At 69.8% G+C, this 17,096-nt stretch carries 15 protein-coding genes and 1 pseudogene; 13 read left to right on the top strand and 3 right to left on the bottom strand.

The genetic code is table 11. From position 1 onward, the window contains the following. Positions 1-48 precede the first annotated feature (48 nt). The gene (locus tag AU195_RS18255; RefSeq protein WP_059160471.1) at positions 49-1,389 is read right to left on the bottom strand and encodes a MinD/ParA family ATP-binding protein; all 1,341 of its coding nucleotides are present in this window, start codon (positions 1,387-1,389) and stop codon (positions 49-51) included. A 530-nt stretch (positions 1,390-1,919) separates the two neighbouring features. Between AU195_RS18255 and AU195_RS18260 the strand changes: the two genes are divergently transcribed. The 13 genes from AU195_RS18260 (at position 1,920) to AU195_RS18320 (ending at position 16,445) form a co-directional block, all read left to right on the top strand. Next, positions 1,920-2,768 (top strand): ESX secretion-associated protein EspG, encoded by an 849-nt coding sequence (locus tag AU195_RS18260; RefSeq protein WP_059160472.1) that lies wholly within the window; start codon positions 1,920-1,922, stop codon positions 2,766-2,768. A 12-nt stretch (positions 2,769-2,780) separates the two neighbouring features. Beyond that, the gene (locus tag AU195_RS18265) at positions 2,781-3,311 is read left to right on the top strand and encodes a hypothetical protein (RefSeq protein ID WP_059160473.1); all 531 of its coding nucleotides are present in this window, start codon (positions 2,781-2,783) and stop codon (positions 3,309-3,311) included. Further along, on the top strand, positions 3,304-5,025 hold the full coding sequence (eccA, locus tag AU195_RS18270) for a type VII secretion AAA-ATPase EccA (RefSeq protein WP_059160474.1): 1,722 nt from the start codon (positions 3,304-3,306) through the stop codon (positions 5,023-5,025). Before AU195_RS18265 ends, eccA begins: the two co-directional genes overlap by 8 nt. Positions 5,026-5,028: 3 nt before the next feature. Beyond that, positions 5,029-6,510: a type VII secretion protein EccB gene (gene eccB / locus AU195_RS18275; protein WP_059160475.1), complete on the top strand. Its 1,482-nt coding sequence runs from the start codon at positions 5,029-5,031 to the stop codon at positions 6,508-6,510. After that, positions 6,507-8,747 carry a type VII secretion protein EccCa gene (gene eccCa, locus AU195_RS18280; protein WP_059160476.1) on the top strand — a complete coding sequence of 747 codons (2,241 nt, stop codon included), beginning with the start codon at positions 6,507-6,509 and terminating at the stop codon, positions 8,745-8,747. The genes eccB and eccCa overlap by 4 nt, the downstream gene beginning before the upstream one ends. Next, entirely contained in the window at positions 8,744-10,534 is a 1,791-nt protein-coding gene (gene eccCb, locus AU195_RS18285; protein ID WP_059160477.1) for a type VII secretion protein EccCb, read from the top strand. Before eccCa ends, eccCb begins: the two co-directional genes overlap by 4 nt. 147 nt (positions 10,535-10,681) lie before the next feature. Beyond that, positions 10,682-10,975: a PE domain-containing protein gene (locus tag AU195_RS18290; RefSeq protein ID WP_059160478.1), complete on the top strand. Its 294-nt coding sequence runs from the start codon at positions 10,682-10,684 to the stop codon at positions 10,973-10,975. A 41-nt stretch (positions 10,976-11,016) separates the two neighbouring features. Beyond that, the gene (locus AU195_RS18295; RefSeq protein ID WP_059160479.1) at positions 11,017-12,357 is read left to right on the top strand and encodes a PPE family protein; all 1,341 of its coding nucleotides are present in this window, start codon (positions 11,017-11,019) and stop codon (positions 12,355-12,357) included. A gap of 94 nt (positions 12,358-12,451) precedes the next feature. Next, on the top strand, positions 12,452-12,751 hold the full coding sequence (locus AU195_RS18300) for a WXG100 family type VII secretion target (RefSeq protein WP_059160480.1): 300 nt from the start codon (positions 12,452-12,454) through the stop codon (positions 12,749-12,751). Positions 12,752-12,781: 30 nt separating this feature from the next. Beyond that, complete coding sequence (locus AU195_RS18305) at positions 12,782-13,069, top strand: WXG100 family type VII secretion target (RefSeq protein ID WP_011557499.1); 288 nt, start codon at positions 12,782-12,784, stop codon at positions 13,067-13,069. Positions 13,070-13,174: 105 nt separating this feature from the next. Further along, positions 13,175-14,596, top strand: coding sequence for a MinD/ParA family ATP-binding protein (locus AU195_RS18310; RefSeq protein ID WP_059160481.1), 1,422 nt, complete (start codon positions 13,175-13,177; stop codon positions 14,594-14,596). Then, entirely contained in the window at positions 14,593-16,122 is a 1,530-nt protein-coding gene (gene eccD / locus AU195_RS18315) for a type VII secretion integral membrane protein EccD (protein ID WP_059160482.1), read from the top strand. Before AU195_RS18310 ends, eccD begins: the two co-directional genes overlap by 4 nt. Before the next feature lie 11 nt (positions 16,123-16,133). After that, positions 16,134-16,445: a type VII secretion target gene (locus tag AU195_RS18320; RefSeq protein ID WP_059160483.1), complete on the top strand. Its 312-nt coding sequence runs from the start codon at positions 16,134-16,136 to the stop codon at positions 16,443-16,445. Positions 16,446-16,450: 5 nt separating this feature from the next. Here AU195_RS18320 and AU195_RS18325 read toward each other — a convergent pair whose 3' ends face one another. Both AU195_RS18325 and AU195_RS18330 read right to left on the bottom strand, forming a co-directional pair. Then, positions 16,451-16,771, bottom strand: coding sequence for a YbaB/EbfC family nucleoid-associated protein (locus AU195_RS18325; RefSeq protein ID WP_059160487.1), 321 nt, complete (start codon positions 16,769-16,771; stop codon positions 16,451-16,453). 8 nt (positions 16,772-16,779) lie between these two features. Then, positions 16,780-17,096 (bottom strand): annotated as a pseudogene (locus AU195_RS18330) (PPE domain-containing protein); the annotation flags it as partial.

Below are 17,096 nucleotides of genomic sequence, written 5' to 3' on the forward strand. Positions count from 1 at the left end.
AGCAAATGATGACGTTGCTGGGCACCCCCGGGCGGCAGGTCGCAGGCCTCAGCCGCGTTCCCGGGAACGGTCGTCGGTGACCGGGAAGTGATCGGCCAGCGCCGCCGCGAGTTCGAGGAACTTCCGCCGCGCCGCGGGGGACATCTCCCGCGTCCCGTCGATGACTCCGCCGGGACGCAGGTGCCCGTCGAACGGGATCTCGATCACCCGCTGACCGTGGCCCGCGAACTGCTGCGCCAGGATGGACCGGGTGCGCTTGTCGGCATGGCCGTCGGAGTCGTTGAGCACCACCACGGTTCGCTGCAGGAGGCCGGTCATGCCCCGGGCCGCCAGCCAGTCCAGCGTCTGCCCGGCCGCGGCCGCTCCGTCCACCCAGGGTGAGGAGACCACGATCAACGCGTCGAGATCGCGCAGCACCTCCTGGGTCACAGGGGAGTCCATGGTGGAACTGCAGTCGACGATCGAGATGGAGAAGTACCTGTCGAGCCGTGAGGCGGCCTCGCGGTAGATGGCCGGGTCGAGCACTCGTCGACGTGCCGGCGACCCCTCCCCGGCGAGGACGAACAACCCGGCGGCGTTGTTGCCGACCCGGCTTCGCACATCGGCGAACGAGTCCAGGTGTTGATCGGAGGCGAGTTCCCAGTAGGACCCCTGCGCGTTGGGGTCGACCCGGCTGCCCAGTTTGCCGAACGCCGTGTCGGCGTCGATCGCCACCACGCGGTCGTCCTGCCGGAGCTCGGCGAAGACCGAGCCGATGCTGGCCGAGACGGTCGTCTTGCCGACGCCGCCCTTGCCCATCACACCGACCTTGTAGTGCCCTCTCAAGACACCGCGGATCTTGTTCTCCAGCTCGAGCCGACGTAGCTCGTCGGGTGACTGACCGGGATCGATCCGCCCGAAGCTCAGGCGGTAGACCCACCGGCGCCAGCCGCGCCCCGGCGGCGTGCGGCGCGGCGGCACCAGCCGGTCGACGCGGATCCCCTCGGTGTAGGAACCCGGGTGTGGCGGGGGAGCGCCCATCGGGCCGGCCGGCCCGTACTGCTCCTGCGGCCAGCCCTGCCCCATCGGTGCCGGACCCTGGGGCGCCGGCGGTCCGGCAGGCGGCCGAGGCCCACGGGCGGGCTGCCAGCCCGGTGGCTGACCCCAGCCGGTGGATTGCGGATCGTGTGGTGCGGGTGGCGGCCCCGGCCGCATCTGCTGGGTGTCACGGAAGCTGACGCGCCGCTCCGGATCGCTGATCACGGTGGGCACGTCGGCCGGGGGCGGCACGTTGGGGACCGCGGGGGGCGGACCGTGCCGTCCCGAGGGGCCGGTGTCCGGTTCGAAGTTCTCGTCCTCCGGGCCGGTCCAGCCGAGCTCTCTACGGAGGGCGTCATCGCGGTCGGTCACTACGGTCTCCTCCGGCGGTCAGGCGAGACGGACGTCGCCCAGTATCGACCACGTTCCCCACGATTCGCGCGGCCCCGGCCGGTACGCGCCATCAGCAAAGTTACGGCCTCCGAACCCCCGCGGTGTGGCCATCCCGGATGTGCGGGTGGCCCGGCGCACCGCACATGTGCCGCCGGATTTTGCGCACCGAACGGTCGCGTCGCGGCATCGGTGACGGCGCGAGCGCCTTGCGCGTTCGCTGAGGAACGCTTTCCACGGAGTTGATCGGCAGAAGCATGCACGAATGTATATTGCTGACCAGTCGGTGGATGTGCTGGGCGGGACGGTGGCCCCGGGCGGAAAATCGTGCGCTGGAGGTGCGTGGTGCGCTGGTACGCTCACTTGCGGCGAAGGGACGCCGAACGTGGTGTTTCGCCGACGCTGTTGCGGGATGCGGCAAAGGTCCGAACAATCCAGGGCAGAAGCCACCGTGCACACCGCGCGATGAGAGTTGGGGGTCCGATGGGTGAGCTGCGGGTCGCGGGAGTCCGATGATGGCCGGCGCACCGGCCGCGTCCAGCGGCACCCACTACGACGACGTGGTCGCCGTGGAGGTCACGATCGACGGGATGCTCGTCATCGCCGACCGCATGAACACCACGGACTTCCCGCCCTCGCTGGGTATCCGGCTGAACATCCCGCAGCCCGATCTTCGCAAGATCGTGTGGGAGCAGGTGGCCCGCGATCTCACCGAGCAGGGCGTGCTGAACCTCTACGGTGATCCGCACCCCGAGGTCGCGGCGATGGTGGACACCCTGAGCCGGCCCGATCGGATCCTCGAAGGGCGCTGGTGGCGCCGCGACGTCGGCGGCAAGATGGTCCGCTTCGTCGTCTGCCGCAAGGGTGACCGCCACGTCGTCGCCGCCCGGGACGACGAGATGCTGGTCCTGCAGCGCGTCGCGCCGCAGATCGGTCTGGCCAACATGGTCACCACGGTGCTCGGCAGTGCCGCGCCCGCCGACGTCGAACCGCTGACCGGTGTCGCCCGCAAGCTCGCCGAGTGCCGCACCCCGAACGAACTGCAGGCCTACGGGATACCGCTGCCGTCGGCACGCGCCTATGCCGACATCATCAGCGAGCCGTCGAGCTGGGTGGAGCTCACCGCGACCGAACGCCACCCGGGCGGCACCCAGACCACCGCGGACGTCGCCGCCGGGGTGCTCGACTCCCCACACGGCCGCATCGTCTCGATTCCCCGCCGGGTCAGTGGTGAGCTGTACGGCAGCTTCCTGCCCGGGACGCAGGAGAACCTGCAGCGGGCGCTCGATGGGCTGGTGGACTTCCTCCCGTCGAGGACGTGGTTCGACCACAGCGACGCCGACGCGTTCCACGGGGAGTGAGCGGGACCCTCCATGGTGGGTGACATTTCGCCGCGCGACCCCGACGACGACGCCGACAACCTCTCGGCGCTCGGCTTCTATCGACCCGTCGTCGCCGACGACGAGTCCGACCTCGCCGCGCTCGACGCCTTCGTCGCGTATGTCCCGTCGGGGGAGGGCGGCGACGAACCGTACACACCGGTGCCCCTGACAGATCCGGAACCCGAACCGGAGCCGCTGTTCTCGGTGACGAACCCACCCGGCACCGTCACCGTCACCAGCCACCTCGACGGTCGCGTCCAGCGGATCGACCTGTCACCGCGGGTGGCGCACATGTCGGAAACCGAACTCGCGGAGGAGATCGTGGTGATCGCGGGACTGGCCGCACAGGACGCCAAGTCGGCGCAGTACGAGTACATGCTCGACGGGATGCGGGAACAGGGGCACGACGACCCCGCGACCCGCGACTTCCTGCAGCGCGACCTCGAACTGCCGTCACCCGAGGAGGCGCGGGCACGCCGCGCCGAAATCTTCGCCACCAGGTATGCGGGCAGCCATGAGTGATCATCTGGCCAGCCTGTTCGGCAGCGCGGTCGGCATGCTGCCGAACGCCCCCGCTCGCTCGTACGAGATGTTCACCGACATCACCAACTACGACGAAACCGCCTGTGACGCATGGGTGGGACGTATCCGCTGCGGGGACATGGACCGGGTGACGCTGTTCCGGGCGTGGTACTCGCGCGGCAACTTCGGGCAGCTCGCGGGCGCCGCCGAGATCTCGATGAACAGCCTCGCCGCCCGCATCCCGATCGGCGGCCTGTTCGGGGAGATCACCTACCCGATCACCTCGCCGCTGGCGATCACGATGGGCTTCGCCGTGCACGAGGCGAAGGAAGGCAACTTCACCGACGCGATGGAGGCGCTGGAGAGCGTGCCGCCCGGCGGCGCCGACCACCTGATCGCCTGGGTGAAGACCGTGATCTACGGTGCGGCCGAACGGTGGACCGACGTGATCGACCAGGTGCGCGGCGCCAGCGCCTGGCCGGACACGTTCCTCGCCGCCGCCGCCGGGGTCGCCCACGGTGTGGCCGCCGCGAATCTCGGACTGTTCACCGAGGCCGAACGGCGGCTCACGGAGATGAACACCTCACCAGCGGGACAGGCCTGCGCGCCCACCATCGCCTGGTATCTGGCGATGACGTACCGCAGCCAGGGCAACGAGGACGGCGCCCGGGCACTGCTGGAATGGCTGCAGGCCACCCATCCGGAACCGAAGGTGACTGCGGCGCTTCGTGATCCGTCGTACCGCCTGGTGACGACCACCGCGGAGAAGATCGCCGCCCGCACCGATCCGTGGGATCCGGCCAGCGCGGTCGCCGACACCTCGGGGCGGGAGAGGCTGCTCGCCGAGGCGCAGGCCGAACTCGACCGGCAGATCGGGTTGAGCCGGGTCAAGGAGCAGATCGAGGCCTACCGCGCCGCCACCCAGATGGCCAAGATCCGGGCGGCCCGCGGGATGAAGGTGGCGCAGACGTCGAAGCACATGATCTTCGCCGGCCCGCCCGGCACCGGTAAGACCACGATCGCGCGGGTGGTGGCGAACATCCTCGCCGGGCTCGGGGTGATCTCCGAGCCCAAACTCGTCGAGACCTCCCGCAAGGATTTCGTCGCCGAGTACGAGGGCCAGTCGGCGGTCAAGACGGCCCGCACGATCGACCGGGCCGTCGGAGGGGTGCTGTTCATCGACGAGGCCTACACGCTGGTCCAGGAACGCGACGGCCGCGCGGACCCGTTCGGCACCGAAGCGCTCGACACCCTGCTGGCGCGCATGGAGAACGACCGGGACCGCCTGGTGGTGATCATCGCCGGGTACAGCGCCGACATCGACCGGCTCCTGGAGAGCAACGACGGCCTCCGGTCGCGCTTCGCCACCCGCATCGAATTCGATTCGTACTCTCCCGACGAGATCGTCGAGATAGCGAAAGTGATTGCCGTTGCCAATGATTCGGCGGTCAACGAGGATGCCGCCAAACTCGTGCTCGAGGCGGCGACGCTGCTCGGGCAGCGCACCCTGAACGGTAAGCCCGCGCTGGACATCGCAGGCAACGGCCGCTATGCCCGGCAGTTGGTGGAGGCCGGCGAGCAGAGCCGCGACATGCGCCTGGCCCGTTCCCTGGACTTCGACAGTCTCGGCGTCGAGCAGCTGAGCGAGATCAACGGCGAGGACATGGCGTCGGCGATCGCCGCCGTCCACTCCCGCCTGAACATCAACGGGTGAGGTATGGCGAGTTTCCGGCTTACCACCAAGGTGCAGGTCAGCGGATGGCGTTTTCTGCTGCGCCGGGTCGAGCACGCGATCGTGCGCCGCGACACCCGGATGTTCGACGATCCGCTGCAGTTCTACAGCCGCGCGGTGAGCGCGGGCATCATCATCGCGGTGCTGATCTGCCTGGGCGCGGCGCTGATGGCGTATTTCAAGCCGCTCGGCAAGCGCGGCGGTGACCAGCTGCTCGTCGATCGCACCACCAACCAGCTCTACGTCGTCATGCCGGGCGGCGGGGAACTGCGGCCGGTGTACAACCTCACCTCGGCCCGCCTCGTGCTCGGCAACCCCGGCACCCCGGTCGCGGTGAAATCCGAAGAGCTGAACCGGATGTCGAAGGGCCAGCCGATCGGTATCCCCGGCGCGCCCTATGCGACGCCGGTCTCCGGTGCGGCCGAGTCGATGTGGACCCTGTGCGACACCGTCACCAAACCGGAGAGCGTGGTGCCGCGAGTGGAGACCTCGGTGCTGGTGCGTCCGCTGGTGGTCGACTCGACGGTGGCGCCGCTGCGTCCCGACCAGGGCATGCTGGTCTCGTTCCGCGGGGCCAACTGGCTGGTCACCGAAGGGGGCCGGCATTCGATCGACCTGGCCGACCGGGCGGTGACGTCGGCGGTGGGAATCCCGGTGACGGCCAGGGCGACCCCGATCTCCGAGGGCCTGTTCAACGCCCTGCCGAACGCCGGGCCGTGGCAGCTGCCCCAGGTGCCCCGGGCCGGTGAGCCCAACACCGTAGGGCTGCCGGCGAACCTGGTGATCGGCTCGGTGTTCGAGACGGTGACCGAAGCCGACGATCAGCAGCACTACGTCGTGCTCCCCGACGGGGTGGCCCGTGTCAACGATCCCACCGCAGCCGCGCTGCGCGCCACCAACTCCTACGGGCTGATCGAGCCGCCGATGGTGGAAGCCAGTGTGGTGGCGCGGATCCCGGAGCAGGTCTACGTCTCACCGCTGCCCGACAAGGCCCTCGACATCCTGCTGCGCCAGGAGGATCCGACGCTGTGCTGGTCCTGGCAGCGGGTCGCGGGCGATCAGGCGCCCCGCACGACGGTCATCGCCGGCCGGCGACTGCCGGTCGCCGCATCCGCCCTCAACACCGGCATCCGGCAGATCACGGGTGACTCCACGGTGTACATCGACGGGGGGCAGTTCATCCGGTTGCAATCCCCGGACCCACGCTACGGCGAGAGCCTCTACTACATCGACCCGCAGGGCGTGCGTTACGGCATCCCCGACGAGGAGACCGCCGCGAACATCGGTCTGGTGGGGCCGTTGACCGCCCCGTGGCAGGTGGTCAGCCTGCTCGTCGACGGTCCGGTGCTGTCCAAACAGGCCGCGCTACTCGAACACGACACGCTGCCCGCGAACCCCAACCCGCGCAGGGTCGGCGAGGACGGTGCGGCGCAACCGGCCACATCACGCACCGGAGGCGGCGGATGACCACGAAGAAGTTCACCCCGATCATCAAGCGGGGGCCGCGGCTGACCCCGGGCGAGATCACCGTGACGCCGCCGGACGATCTGGGCGTCGAGATCCCGCCGTCGGGTATCCAGCGGGCGCTGCCCTGGGTGATGGGTGGCTGCATGCTCGGGATGATCTCGATCATGATCTTCACCGGTGTCCGGCAGTTGTCGCCGTACATGCTGATGATGCCGCTGATGATGGTGATGGCGACGGTGGGGTTCATGGCCGGTGGCGGATCGGGCGCCAAGCGGGTGCCCGAGATCAACGCCGACCGCAAGGAGTACCTGCGGTACCTGTCCGGGCTGCGCACCCGCGTCACCTCGTCGGCGGCAGCGCAGGTGACGTTCTTCAACTACCACGCCCCGCATCCCGAGGATCTGCTGTCGATCATCGGCACGAACCGCCAGTGGTCCCGGCAGTCCAACAGCGAGTTCTTCGCCGCCACCCGGATCGGCCTGGGGTCCGAACCGGCGGTCGACCGTCTGCTCAAACCGTCGATCGGCGGAGACGTCAACGGGCTCGCCGGACCGCAGGCCGCGCCGCAACCGCATCTCGAACCGGTCAGCCACATGTGGGTCACCAAATTCCTGCGCACCCACGGCCTGATCCACGACTGCCCGAAACTGCTTCAGCTGCGGTCGTTCCCGACGATCGCGATCGGTGGCGACACCGACGGTTCCGCCGCCCTGCTGGCGGCCATGATCTGCCATCTGGCGGTGTTCCATCCGCCGGACCTGTTGCAGCTGCGGGTGCTCACCGACAACCCCGAGGACCCGAACTGGAGCTGGCTCAAATGGCTTCCGCACGTGCAGCACCAGAGCGACGTCGATGCCGCCGGACCAACTCGGATGGTGTTCACCCGTCCGGACGGGTTGAGTGATCTGACCGCCCGCGGACCGCACACCGCCGACTCGTCGCCCAGCGGCCCGTACGTCGTCGTGGTCGACCTCACCGGCGGGCGCGCCGGGTTCCCCGCCGACGGTCGCGCCGGTGTCACGGTGCTCACGCTCGGCAATCACAACGGCTCGGCCTACCGGATCCGGGTGGCCGCCAACGGCACCGCAGACGACCGGTTGCCGAATCAGAGCTTCCGCCTGGTCACCGACGCCAGCGACCGGCTGACACCTGGTCAGGCCGGCCGCATCGCCCGCAAGCTGGCGGGCTGGTCGATCACCGGCGCGATCATCGACAAGAACGTGCGGGTGCAGAAGAAGGTCGCCACCGAATGGCATCAACTCGTCGGGGCCCAGACCGTCGAGGAGGTGACGCCGGCGCGCTGGCGGATGTTCGCCGACACCGACCGCGACCGGTTGAAGATCCCGTTCGGCCACGAGTTGCGGACCGGCGACATCATGTACCTCGACATCAAGGAGGGCGCCGAGTTCGGCGCAGGCCCGCACGGCATGCTGATCGGCACCACCGGATCGGGTAAGTCGGAATTCCTTCGCACACTGATCCTCTCGCTGGCCGCCACCCACCACCCCGACCAGGTGAACCTGCTGTTGACCGACTTCAAGGGCGGTTCGACGTTCCTCGGCATGGAGAAACTGCCGCACACCGCGGCGGTGGTGACGAACATGGAGGAGGAGGCCGAACTCGTCAGCCGGATGGGTGAGGTGCTCACCGGCGAGCTGGACCGGCGCCAGTCGATCCTGCGGCAGGCCGGTATGCAGGTCGGCGCGGCGGGCGCGCTGTCCGGGGTGGCGGAGTACGAGAAGCACCGCGAACGCGGCGCCGATCTGCCCGCGCTGCCGACGCTGTTCGTCGTCGTCGACGAGTTCGCCGAACTGCTGCAGAACCACCCCGACTTCATCGCCCTCTTCGACCGCATCTGCCGGGTGGGCCGCTCACTGCGGGTGCATCTGCTGCTGGCCACCCAGTCGCTCAACACCGGCGGTGTGCGCATCGACAAACTCGAGCCGAACCTGACGTATCGAATCGCGTTGCGCACCACCAGCTCCGCGGAGTCCAAGGCGGTGATCGGGACGCCGGAGGCGCAGTACATCACCAACAAGGAGAGCGGTGTCGGCTTCCTGCGGGTCGGTATGGAGGACCCGGTGAAGTTCCAGAGCGTCTACACCGGCACCCCGTACGTCCCGGCGTCCGCGGTGCAGGAGGACGGGGAGGTCAAACCCCGCCAGCCCCACCGCAACCGGGTGCGCATCCACAAGTTCACCGCGACACCGATCTTCGATACGGCGGTGTCGTCGTGACGGCGTCGAGGCAGGCCGCAGAACAGAAGGTCCTGCGCGAGGTCGTGCTCGATCAGCTGACGACGGGCGAGATCCGCGCCTACCGGATGTGGCTGCCGCCGCTGACCGATCCGACACCGGTCGACGAACTCGTCTCACGTGACCATCAACGCCGGCCGCTGCGGTTCGGGCTGGGCATCATGGACGAACCCCGCAGGCACCGCCAGGACATCTGGGGGGTGGACGTGTCGGCCGCCGGCGGCAACATCGCGATCGGCGGCGCCCCGCAGACCGGCAAGTCGACGTTCCTGCAGACGCTGATCCTGTCGGCGGCGGCCACCCATTCACCGCGCGACGTGCAGTTCTACTGTGTCGACCTCGGCGGCGGCGGGCTGATGTACCTCGAGGACCTCCCGCACGTCGGCGGGGTCGCCACCCGTGCCGAACCCGACCGCGTCAACCGCGTGGTCGCCGAGGTCAAAGCCGTTCAGCGGCAACGCGAACGGACCTTCAAGGAGTTGCGGGTCGGGTCCATCGCGGGTTACCGGCAGATGCGGGAGGACCCGAACAGCCCGGCGTCCGCCGATCCGTTCGGCGACGTGTTCCTGGTGATCGACGGGTGGCCGGCGTTCGTCGCGGAGTTCCCCGACCTCGAACCGGTCGTCCAGGATCTCGCCGGCCAGGGTCTGGCGTTCGGGGTGCACGTGATCATCTCGACGCCGCGCTGGACGGAGCTGAAGTCACGGGTCCGCGACTACCTCGGCACGAAGATCGAGTTCCGGCTCGGCGATGTGAACGAGACGCAGATAGACCGCATCACCCGCGAGATCCCGGCCAACCGGCCGGGCCGGGCGATCTCCATGGAGAAGCACCACCTCATGATGGGGGTGCCCCGCCTCGACGGGCAGCACAGCGCGGCCGACCTGGTCCCGGCGATCACGTCGGCGGTCGCCCGGATCGCCGCCCAGCACACGGTCCGGGCGCCGCAGGTGCGGGTGCTCCCGGAGCGGGTCTATCTGGACGAGCTCGACCCCACCCCGCCGGGACCCGAGTCCGACTACCGCACCCGGTGGCGCATCCCCCTCGGCGTGCGGGAGTCCGATCTCAGCGTCGCCTACAACGAGATGCAGATGACGCCGCACCTGTTGATCTTCGGTGCACCCAAGTCCGGCAAAACGACCATCGCCCACGCCGTGGCCCAGGCGATCTGCCGTCGCAACAGCCCCCAGCAAGTGCGGTTCATGCTGGCCGATTACCGGTCGGCGTTGCTGGACGCGGTGCCGCAGAGCCACCTGCTCGACGCCGGCGCGGTCAACCGCAACCACGCGTCACTGGAGGCGGCAATCAAGGCGCTGGCGACCAACCTGCAGAAACGGCTGCCACCGCCGGACCTGACCACCGCCCAGCTGCGGTCGCGGTCGTGGTGGAGCGGACCCGACGTCGTGCTGCTCGTCGACGACTGGCACATGATCGTGGCGGCGTCCGGCATGGTGCCGCCGATGGCGCCGCTCGCGCCGCTGCTTCCCGCGGCGGCCGATATCGGCCTGCACATCATCGTGACCTGCCAGATGAGCCAGGCGCATCGCGCAACGATGGACAAGTTCGTGGGGGCGGCCTACGGGGCGGGGACCCCGACGCTGTTCCTGTCGGGGGAGAAGACCGAGTTCCCGTCGAGCGAGATCAAACTGCGGAAACGGCCGCCTGGCCAGGCGCTTCTGGTGTCGCCGGACGGTAAGGAGGTGGTCCAGGCGGCCTACGTGGACCCCCCCGAAGAAGAAGTGTTAGCACCACCCCCACAGGGCGGTTAGTATCTACCGAGAGCTTCACAGCAACGTTGGTGGTAAACCGCCAGCAAATAAGTCGGGGGATGAGTCCGGAGACGACGAGGCACCTGTGCCCGAGCCGTTCGCCATCGCTTGTCCTGCTCAGTTGGAATCAGTAAAGGAGATGCGCAAATGCAACCTCTCGAGCACAATCCGGGCGCGGCGGGCATCGGTGGCCAGGTCGTCGCAAATGGTGCACGGGGTCTGGCGGGTGGTACGGCGGCGACCGCGGCGGTGACCGCGCTGGTTCCCGCCGGTGCCGACGAGGTGTCGGCGATGGCCGCCGCCACCTTCGCCGCCGAGGGTGCCGAGACCCTGGCGCTGAACACCTTCGCGCAGGAGGAGCTCTCCCGCGCCGGTGCGGCGTTCATGGAGATCTCCGGTATCTACGCCGCCGTCGACGCCGCCAACGCCAGCACCTTCTGAGCAGGGCGCGGCGGATCTCCTAGCGGAGCCGATCACACACCATGGCACTGACGGGCATACCCCTCCCACCGACCTGGACGGCGCTGCCGCCCGAGGTCAACACCGGTCGCTTGATGGCCGGAGCCGGTCCGGCGCCGATGCTCCAGGCCGCGGCCGGGTGGGAGGCGTTGGCCCTGCTGCTGGAGACCCAGGCGGACGAGCTCGCGGCCAGCCTGGCGAACCTGTCGTCGGTGTGGACGGGCGGCGCGAGTGAACGGGCCGTGGCCGCGACCATGCCGATGGTCATGTGGCTACGGACCACTTCGGCACAGGCCATGAAGCGGGCGCTCCAGGCGACGAACCAGGCAAACTCCTACTCCCTTGCATTGGCAACTACTCCGCCGATCCCGGAGATCGAACAGAACCACATCACGCACGCAGTGCTCGAGGCCACGAACTTCCTGGGCGTCAACACCGTGCCGATCGGGGTCAACGAGTTCGACTACTTCGTACGGATGTGGAACCAGGCCGCAGGGGCGATGGACGTGTACCAGGCCGAGACGCAGATGAACCTGCTGTTCGAACCGATCCCGCCGATGACACCGATCGTCATCCCGGGTGTCGGGGAGGCCACCGGCGCCGCCGCGGCGGCCCAGGCGGCCGCACGCGCACCGATGGGGGTGGCCCGCAACGGGCTCATCGCCAAGGCCAGCGCCACCGCCAAGATGGAATCCGTCGGCCTCAACGCCGGAAGGGCGATGGCCCAGGGGAACATGGCCGCCCAGCGCGCCCAGGGCGCCGTGCAGAAGGGGGAGAACGCGGCCCAGCAGGCCGGGCAGCAGCCGCAGGACCAGATGCTGCAGCAGGGCGTGCAGATGGGGGTGCAGATGGCCGGGCAGGCGGGCTCGATGATCGCCCAGGTGCCGCAGCAGTTCGGGCAGATGGTGCAGACCCCGATGCAGATGCTGACCCAACCGCTGCAGCAGGTGTCGTCGATCTTCGGGCAGATGGGCGGCGGACTCGGCGGCGAGAAGGCACAGGTCGGTCTCATCGGTGCCGCGCCGTTCTCCAACCATCCGCTGGCGGGTGGCTCCGGTGCGAGTTCGGGTGCCGGGCTGGTGCGGGCGGCCTCGCTGCCCGGTGCGGGAGGGAGCGCGGCGCGCACTCCGCTGATGGCCAACCTGGTCGGCGACAAGATGGGCGCCGCCCCGGTTCCCGTCGGTGCCGGCGCAGCGGCCGGGGCGACCGGGGGCGGGCTGGCGCCGGTCGGCGCCGCGGGCGGCGGGATGGGCCCGATGGGGATGGCCGGACAGCAGGGCAGGAGCGGCGGATCGAAGCCGGGACTGACCGCGCCCGCACCACTGGCCCACGACCTCGACGAGGACGACGGCGACGACTGGTGAGTCGTCGCCCACACCACAGACTTCCCGGTCACCTGACCGGAAGACTCGCCATTTCCCGTGGTGAGGACACAGGAAAAGAAGGATGTATCCAACAATGGCAATGAATACCGATATTGCTGTCCTCGCCAAGGAGGCCAGCAACTTCGAGCGAATCTCGGGCGAGCTGCAGGGCGTGATGCGGTCGGTGGACGCCACCGCCAACAGCCTGATCCCGCAGTGGCGCGGACAGGCCGGCGAGGCGGCGCAGGCGGCGCTGCTGCGCTACCAGGAGGCCGCTGCGGCGCAGATCCAGACCCTGACCGAGATCTCCTCCAACATCCACACCTCGGGCACCCAGTACGGCTCGACCGACGAGGATCAGGCCGGCACGCTCGCGTCGTCCATGAACCTCTGACCACCCACAGACCAACTCAAGGAGATATCAATGTCGGAACAGGTATGGAACTTCGCGGGCATCGAGGGCGGCGCCGGCGAGATCAACGGCGCGGTCAGCACCACCCAGGGCTTGCTCGACGAGGGCAAGGCCTCGCTCGGCGCGCTGGCGGCGGTGTGGGGCGGCTCGGGTTCGGAGGCCTACCAGGCCGTCCAGGCCCGCTGGGACAACACCTCGGCGGAGCTGAACGCGGCCCTGCAGAACCTCGCCCAGACCATCAGCGAGGCCGGCTCGACCATGGCTCAGACCGAAGCCGGCGTCACCGGAATGTTCGCCTGACAGACAGCCGCATGAAGGTGGGCGGGACCGGCCGGCCGTCACGGAACCGGCCGAACTCGCCCACCTCCTGCGCCCCGGCGCGATCCCACCATCGAGAGGCACCCCATGTCGGCCGACTATGACCGGCTCTTCCACTCCCCAGACGCCGCTCAGACACCTGACGAGGCGACCGTGCACGTCGACCGCGACGCCCTGATGCAGGGCAACGCCGCGGCGCCGGCACCGGCCGGCGGATCGACTCACGCCGACGGCGCTGCGCCGCCGCTGCCGATCACCCCACCGCGCACCCAAGCCGCCCCCGCACCGCCACCGCGGCACGCCGAGATCACCACCCAGATGCCACCCACCACGCAGGCGCCCGCCCACAGCCCGGCGCCGCAGCGGCCCCCGAACGGCATGATGCGCACACCGCAGACCAACCTGCCGGGTGGCGCCCGCTTCGAGGCGCCGCGGCAGGCGGCCGCACCGGCCCCGCGGCCCGCACCGGCGCCACCGCCGTCGGCGCACTTCGCCGACGCCGCTGCGGCCGAGGCGGCGTGGCAGCAGGGACAGCCGCCCGCGCAGCCGGCCCCGACGTCCGCCGCGGCGATGGGCAACCACCGCGCCATCGACGCGCTGTCGCACGTCGGCGTGAAGTCGGCGGTCAAGATGCCGTCGCAGCGCGGTTGGCGTCACGTGCTGTACCTGCTCACCCGAATCAACCTCGGCCTGTCGCCGGACGAGCTCTACGAGATGGACATGCACGCGCGGATCCGCCGCAACGCCCGTGACTCGTACCAGATCGGCGTCCTCGGCCTCAAGGGTGGCGTGGGCAAGACCGCCGTCACCGTGGCGCTGGGCTCGACGCTGGCCAAGGTGCGCGGCGACCGGATCCTGGCCATCGACGCCGACCCCGATGCGGGCAACCTCGCCGACCGGGCGGGCCGGCAGTCCGCGGCAACGATCGCCGACCTGCTCTCGGATCAGGAACTGGCCCGCTACAACGACATCCGTGCGTACACGAGCATGAACGGCGCCAACCTCGAGGTGCTGTCGTCGGAGGAGTACAGCCAGGCCCGCCGCGAGTTCAACGACGACGACTGGAAGGGCGCGACGGAGGTGGTGTCGCGGTACTACAACCTGGTGCTCGCGGACTGCGGGGCCGGACTTTTCCAGCCCGCCGCGCGCGCGGTGCTGTCGACGGTGTCCGGGTTGGTGATCGTCGCCAGCGCATCGATCGACGGTGCGCGGCAGGCCGCCGTGACGATGGACTGGATGCGCCAGAACGGCTACCAGGACCTGCTGGGCCGGTCCTGCGTCGTCATCAACCACGTGGTGCCGGGCAAACCCAATATCGATGTCGACGATCTTGTTCAGCAATTCGAACGACACGTGGCGCCGGGCCGTGTCATCGTGCTGCCGTGGGACAAGCACATCGCGGCGGGCACGGAGATCCAGCTGGAGCTGCTCGACAAGGTCTTCCAGCGACGGATCACCGAGTTGGCGGCCGCCTTGTCTGACGACTTCGACAGGCTCGAACGGCGTTGACCACCACCGCCGCGGCATCCGCCACCTCGAGCGTCACGCCCGGGCGGCCGTCGACCACCCGGGTCACGATCCTGACCGGCCGGCGCATGACGGACCTCGTACTGCCTGCGGCGGCACCCGTCGAGACCTACATCGACGAGACCGTCGCGGTGCTCGCCGAGATCCTCGAGGACACCCCGAAAGACGTGTTGGCGGGGTTCGACTTCACCGCGCAGGGGGTGTGGGCGTTCGCGCGCCCGGGCGCGCCGCCGCTGAAGGCCGACGAATCCCTGGACGACGCCGGGGTGGTCGACGGGTCGTTGCTGACGTTGGTGTCGGTGAGCCGGACGGAACGCTACCGTCCGCTGGTCGAGGACGTGATCGACGCGATCGCGGTGCTCGACGAGTCGCCCGAGTTCGACCGCAACGCGCTGAACCGCTTCGTCGGTGTCTCGATTCCCCTTGTGTCGGTGGCGATCACACTGTTGTCGCTGATCTCGTGGGACCGCACCGGGCAGAGCCTGTGGTGGGCACTGGCGCTGGCGGTGCTCGGCCTCGGACTGCTCGGCGGCAGCGTGCTGGCGCAGAACCGCTACGCCAACCTGGACATGGCCGAGAGCCTGCTGATCGCCGCGCTGCCCGCGCTCGCCGGTGCCGCGGCGCTGGCGGTGCCGCTGCCCCACGGCGTCGGATCGTTGGGCGCGCCGCAGTTGGCGGGCGCGGGAGCGGTGGTGCTGCTGCTGACCCTGGCGACCAGAGGCGGACCCCGCAAGCGCGCCGAGTTCGCGGCGTTCATGGCGGTCGCCACGGCGGCGCTGACCGCGGCCGCGGTGGCGTACGGCTACGGCTGGCAATACTGGGTGCCCGCGGGTGCGGTGGCGTTCGGCCTGATCGTGCTCACCAACGCGGCGAAGCTGACGGTTGCGGTCGCCCGGATCGCCCTGCCCCCGATCCCCGCCCCCGGTGAGACCGTCACCAACGACGAACTGCTCGACCCCGTCACGTCGCGCGAAGGCGCCGACGAGGAATCGCCGACCTGGCAGGCGATCATCGCGTCGGTGCCCGAATCGGCCGCCCGGCTGCAGGAACGCAGCGTGCTGGCCAAGAAACTGTTGATCGGCTTCCTGACCGCGGGCGCGCTGATCCTGGCGGTCGGCGCGATCGCGGTCGTGGTGCAGGGGCACTTCTTCGTCCACAGCCTGATCGTCGCCGGACTGGTCTCCGCGATCTGCGGTTTCCGGTCCCGGCTGTACGCGGAACGCTGGTGCGCGTGGGCGCTGCTGGCGGTCACCGTCATCGTCCCGACGGGTGTGACGGTGCGGCTGTGCCAGTGGTACCCCGACGACGCGTGGCTGGTGCTGGCGTTCTACACCGCGCTGGGCGCGGTGGCGCTGGTGGTCATCGGAGCCACCGACGGGGTGCGCCGGGTGTCGCCGGTGACCAAGCGGATCCTCGAGCTGGTCGACGGCGCGGCGATCGCGGCGGTCATCCCGCTGCTGCTGTGGATCGCCAGCGTGTACGACGTGCTGCGCAACCTGCGCTTCTGAGAGGGGGACCGGTGAGCGGTGATGTGCTGCAGGTGGATCCCTCCGCCCTGACCGGTGCCGCGGCGGCGTTCGGGCAGGCCGCGGCCGGGGTCGCCGGCCTGCAGGCCGACGCGCCACTGGGCGAGGCGGCGAGCGCGGTCGCAGTGCTGCAGACCGCGTCGGCCTGCCGGCGGGCGCAGTCCGACATCGGCGCGCTCACGGCGGCGGCGGCCGCCGCGGCGGAGGAGTACGGCCGCACCCTGCGCAGCGCCGCCGCGCGCTACGAGGCAGGGGACCGTGCCGGGCGCGACGCCATCGCGAAGGTCGCGCTACCCGGCGGGTGACGCGTTCAGGTCTTCCACGACTCGGTCAGCTCGGCGACCCGGGCGTCGATCCGCTCCCGGTCCGCGTCGATCGCGGCGGCCGCCGCCTCGGCGGCATTCTGCAGCGCCTCGTTCAACCGGTGCTCGACGATGTGCACCCCCTGGCGCAGCAGCCCTTCCTCGAGGTGCACGTTGGTCAGCTGCTGATGTCCGTCGAGCGTCACCTCGACGGTCTCGGTCTCGTCGGACGCGGTGAACGTCTGATGCTTCATCTTGTGCAGCTGCTCGTCCATGATCGACTGCAACTGCTGCGCCTGGGCCAGGACCGCCGCCACCTGCGGGTGCATCTCGCCGGTCACTGCGGGTCCTTCCGATCCCTCGGCGGCTTGGGCTGGTAGCCGATGACGGATTCGGTGAACGGACGATCCTCGACGTAGAGGTCCTCGTCGGGCGCCAGGCCGGGTGTGCGCTTCCTCTCACCGCCGCCCTGACCGCGGCCGACCCCGTGGCCGCCCATCGGCATCCCGCCCATCCCGCCCATCGCTCCCATGGCACCGGCCGGCCCGGCCGCGGCGGCCGCACCTCGGCCCGCGCCGGCCGGACCGGGTGCGACGGTCTCCGCGCCGACGGCGGGCTGCAGCGGGGAGGGCGGGACTCCGCCGCCGCCTGCGC

The sequence above is a fragment of the Mycobacterium sp. IS-1496 genome (assembly GCF_001499995.1).
Taxonomy (GTDB): Bacteria; Actinomycetota; Actinomycetes; order Mycobacteriales; family Mycobacteriaceae; genus Mycobacterium.

What these genes read in the sequence shown, in the direction of transcription:
- eccB (WP_059160475.1), top strand. Translation starts at nt 5,029, where the DNA reads ATGGCGAGTTTCCGGCTTACCACCAAGGTGCAGGTCAGCGGATGGCGT.
- eccCa (WP_059160476.1), top strand. Translation starts at nt 6,507, where the DNA reads ATGACCACGAAGAAGTTCACCCCGATCATCAAGCGGGGGCCGCGGCTG.
- AU195_RS18325 (WP_059160487.1), bottom strand. Translation starts at nt 16,771, where the DNA reads ATGCACCCGCAGGTGGCGGCGGTCCTGGCCCAGGCGCAGCAGTTGCAG.
- AU195_RS18260 (WP_059160472.1), top strand. Translation starts at nt 1,920, where the DNA reads ATGATGGCCGGCGCACCGGCCGCGTCCAGCGGCACCCACTACGACGAC.
- AU195_RS18265 (WP_059160473.1), top strand. Translation starts at nt 2,781, where the DNA reads ATGGTGGGTGACATTTCGCCGCGCGACCCCGACGACGACGCCGACAAC.
- AU195_RS18295 (WP_059160479.1), top strand. Translation starts at nt 11,017, where the DNA reads ATGGCACTGACGGGCATACCCCTCCCACCGACCTGGACGGCGCTGCCG.
- AU195_RS18305 (WP_011557499.1), top strand. Translation starts at nt 12,782, where the DNA reads ATGTCGGAACAGGTATGGAACTTCGCGGGCATCGAGGGCGGCGCCGGC.
- AU195_RS18310 (WP_059160481.1), top strand. Translation starts at nt 13,175, where the DNA reads ATGTCGGCCGACTATGACCGGCTCTTCCACTCCCCAGACGCCGCTCAG.
- eccA (WP_059160474.1), top strand. Translation starts at nt 3,304, where the DNA reads ATGAGTGATCATCTGGCCAGCCTGTTCGGCAGCGCGGTCGGCATGCTG.
- AU195_RS18290 (WP_059160478.1), top strand. Translation starts at nt 10,682, where the DNA reads ATGCAACCTCTCGAGCACAATCCGGGCGCGGCGGGCATCGGTGGCCAG.
- AU195_RS18300 (WP_059160480.1), top strand. Translation starts at nt 12,452, where the DNA reads ATGGCAATGAATACCGATATTGCTGTCCTCGCCAAGGAGGCCAGCAAC.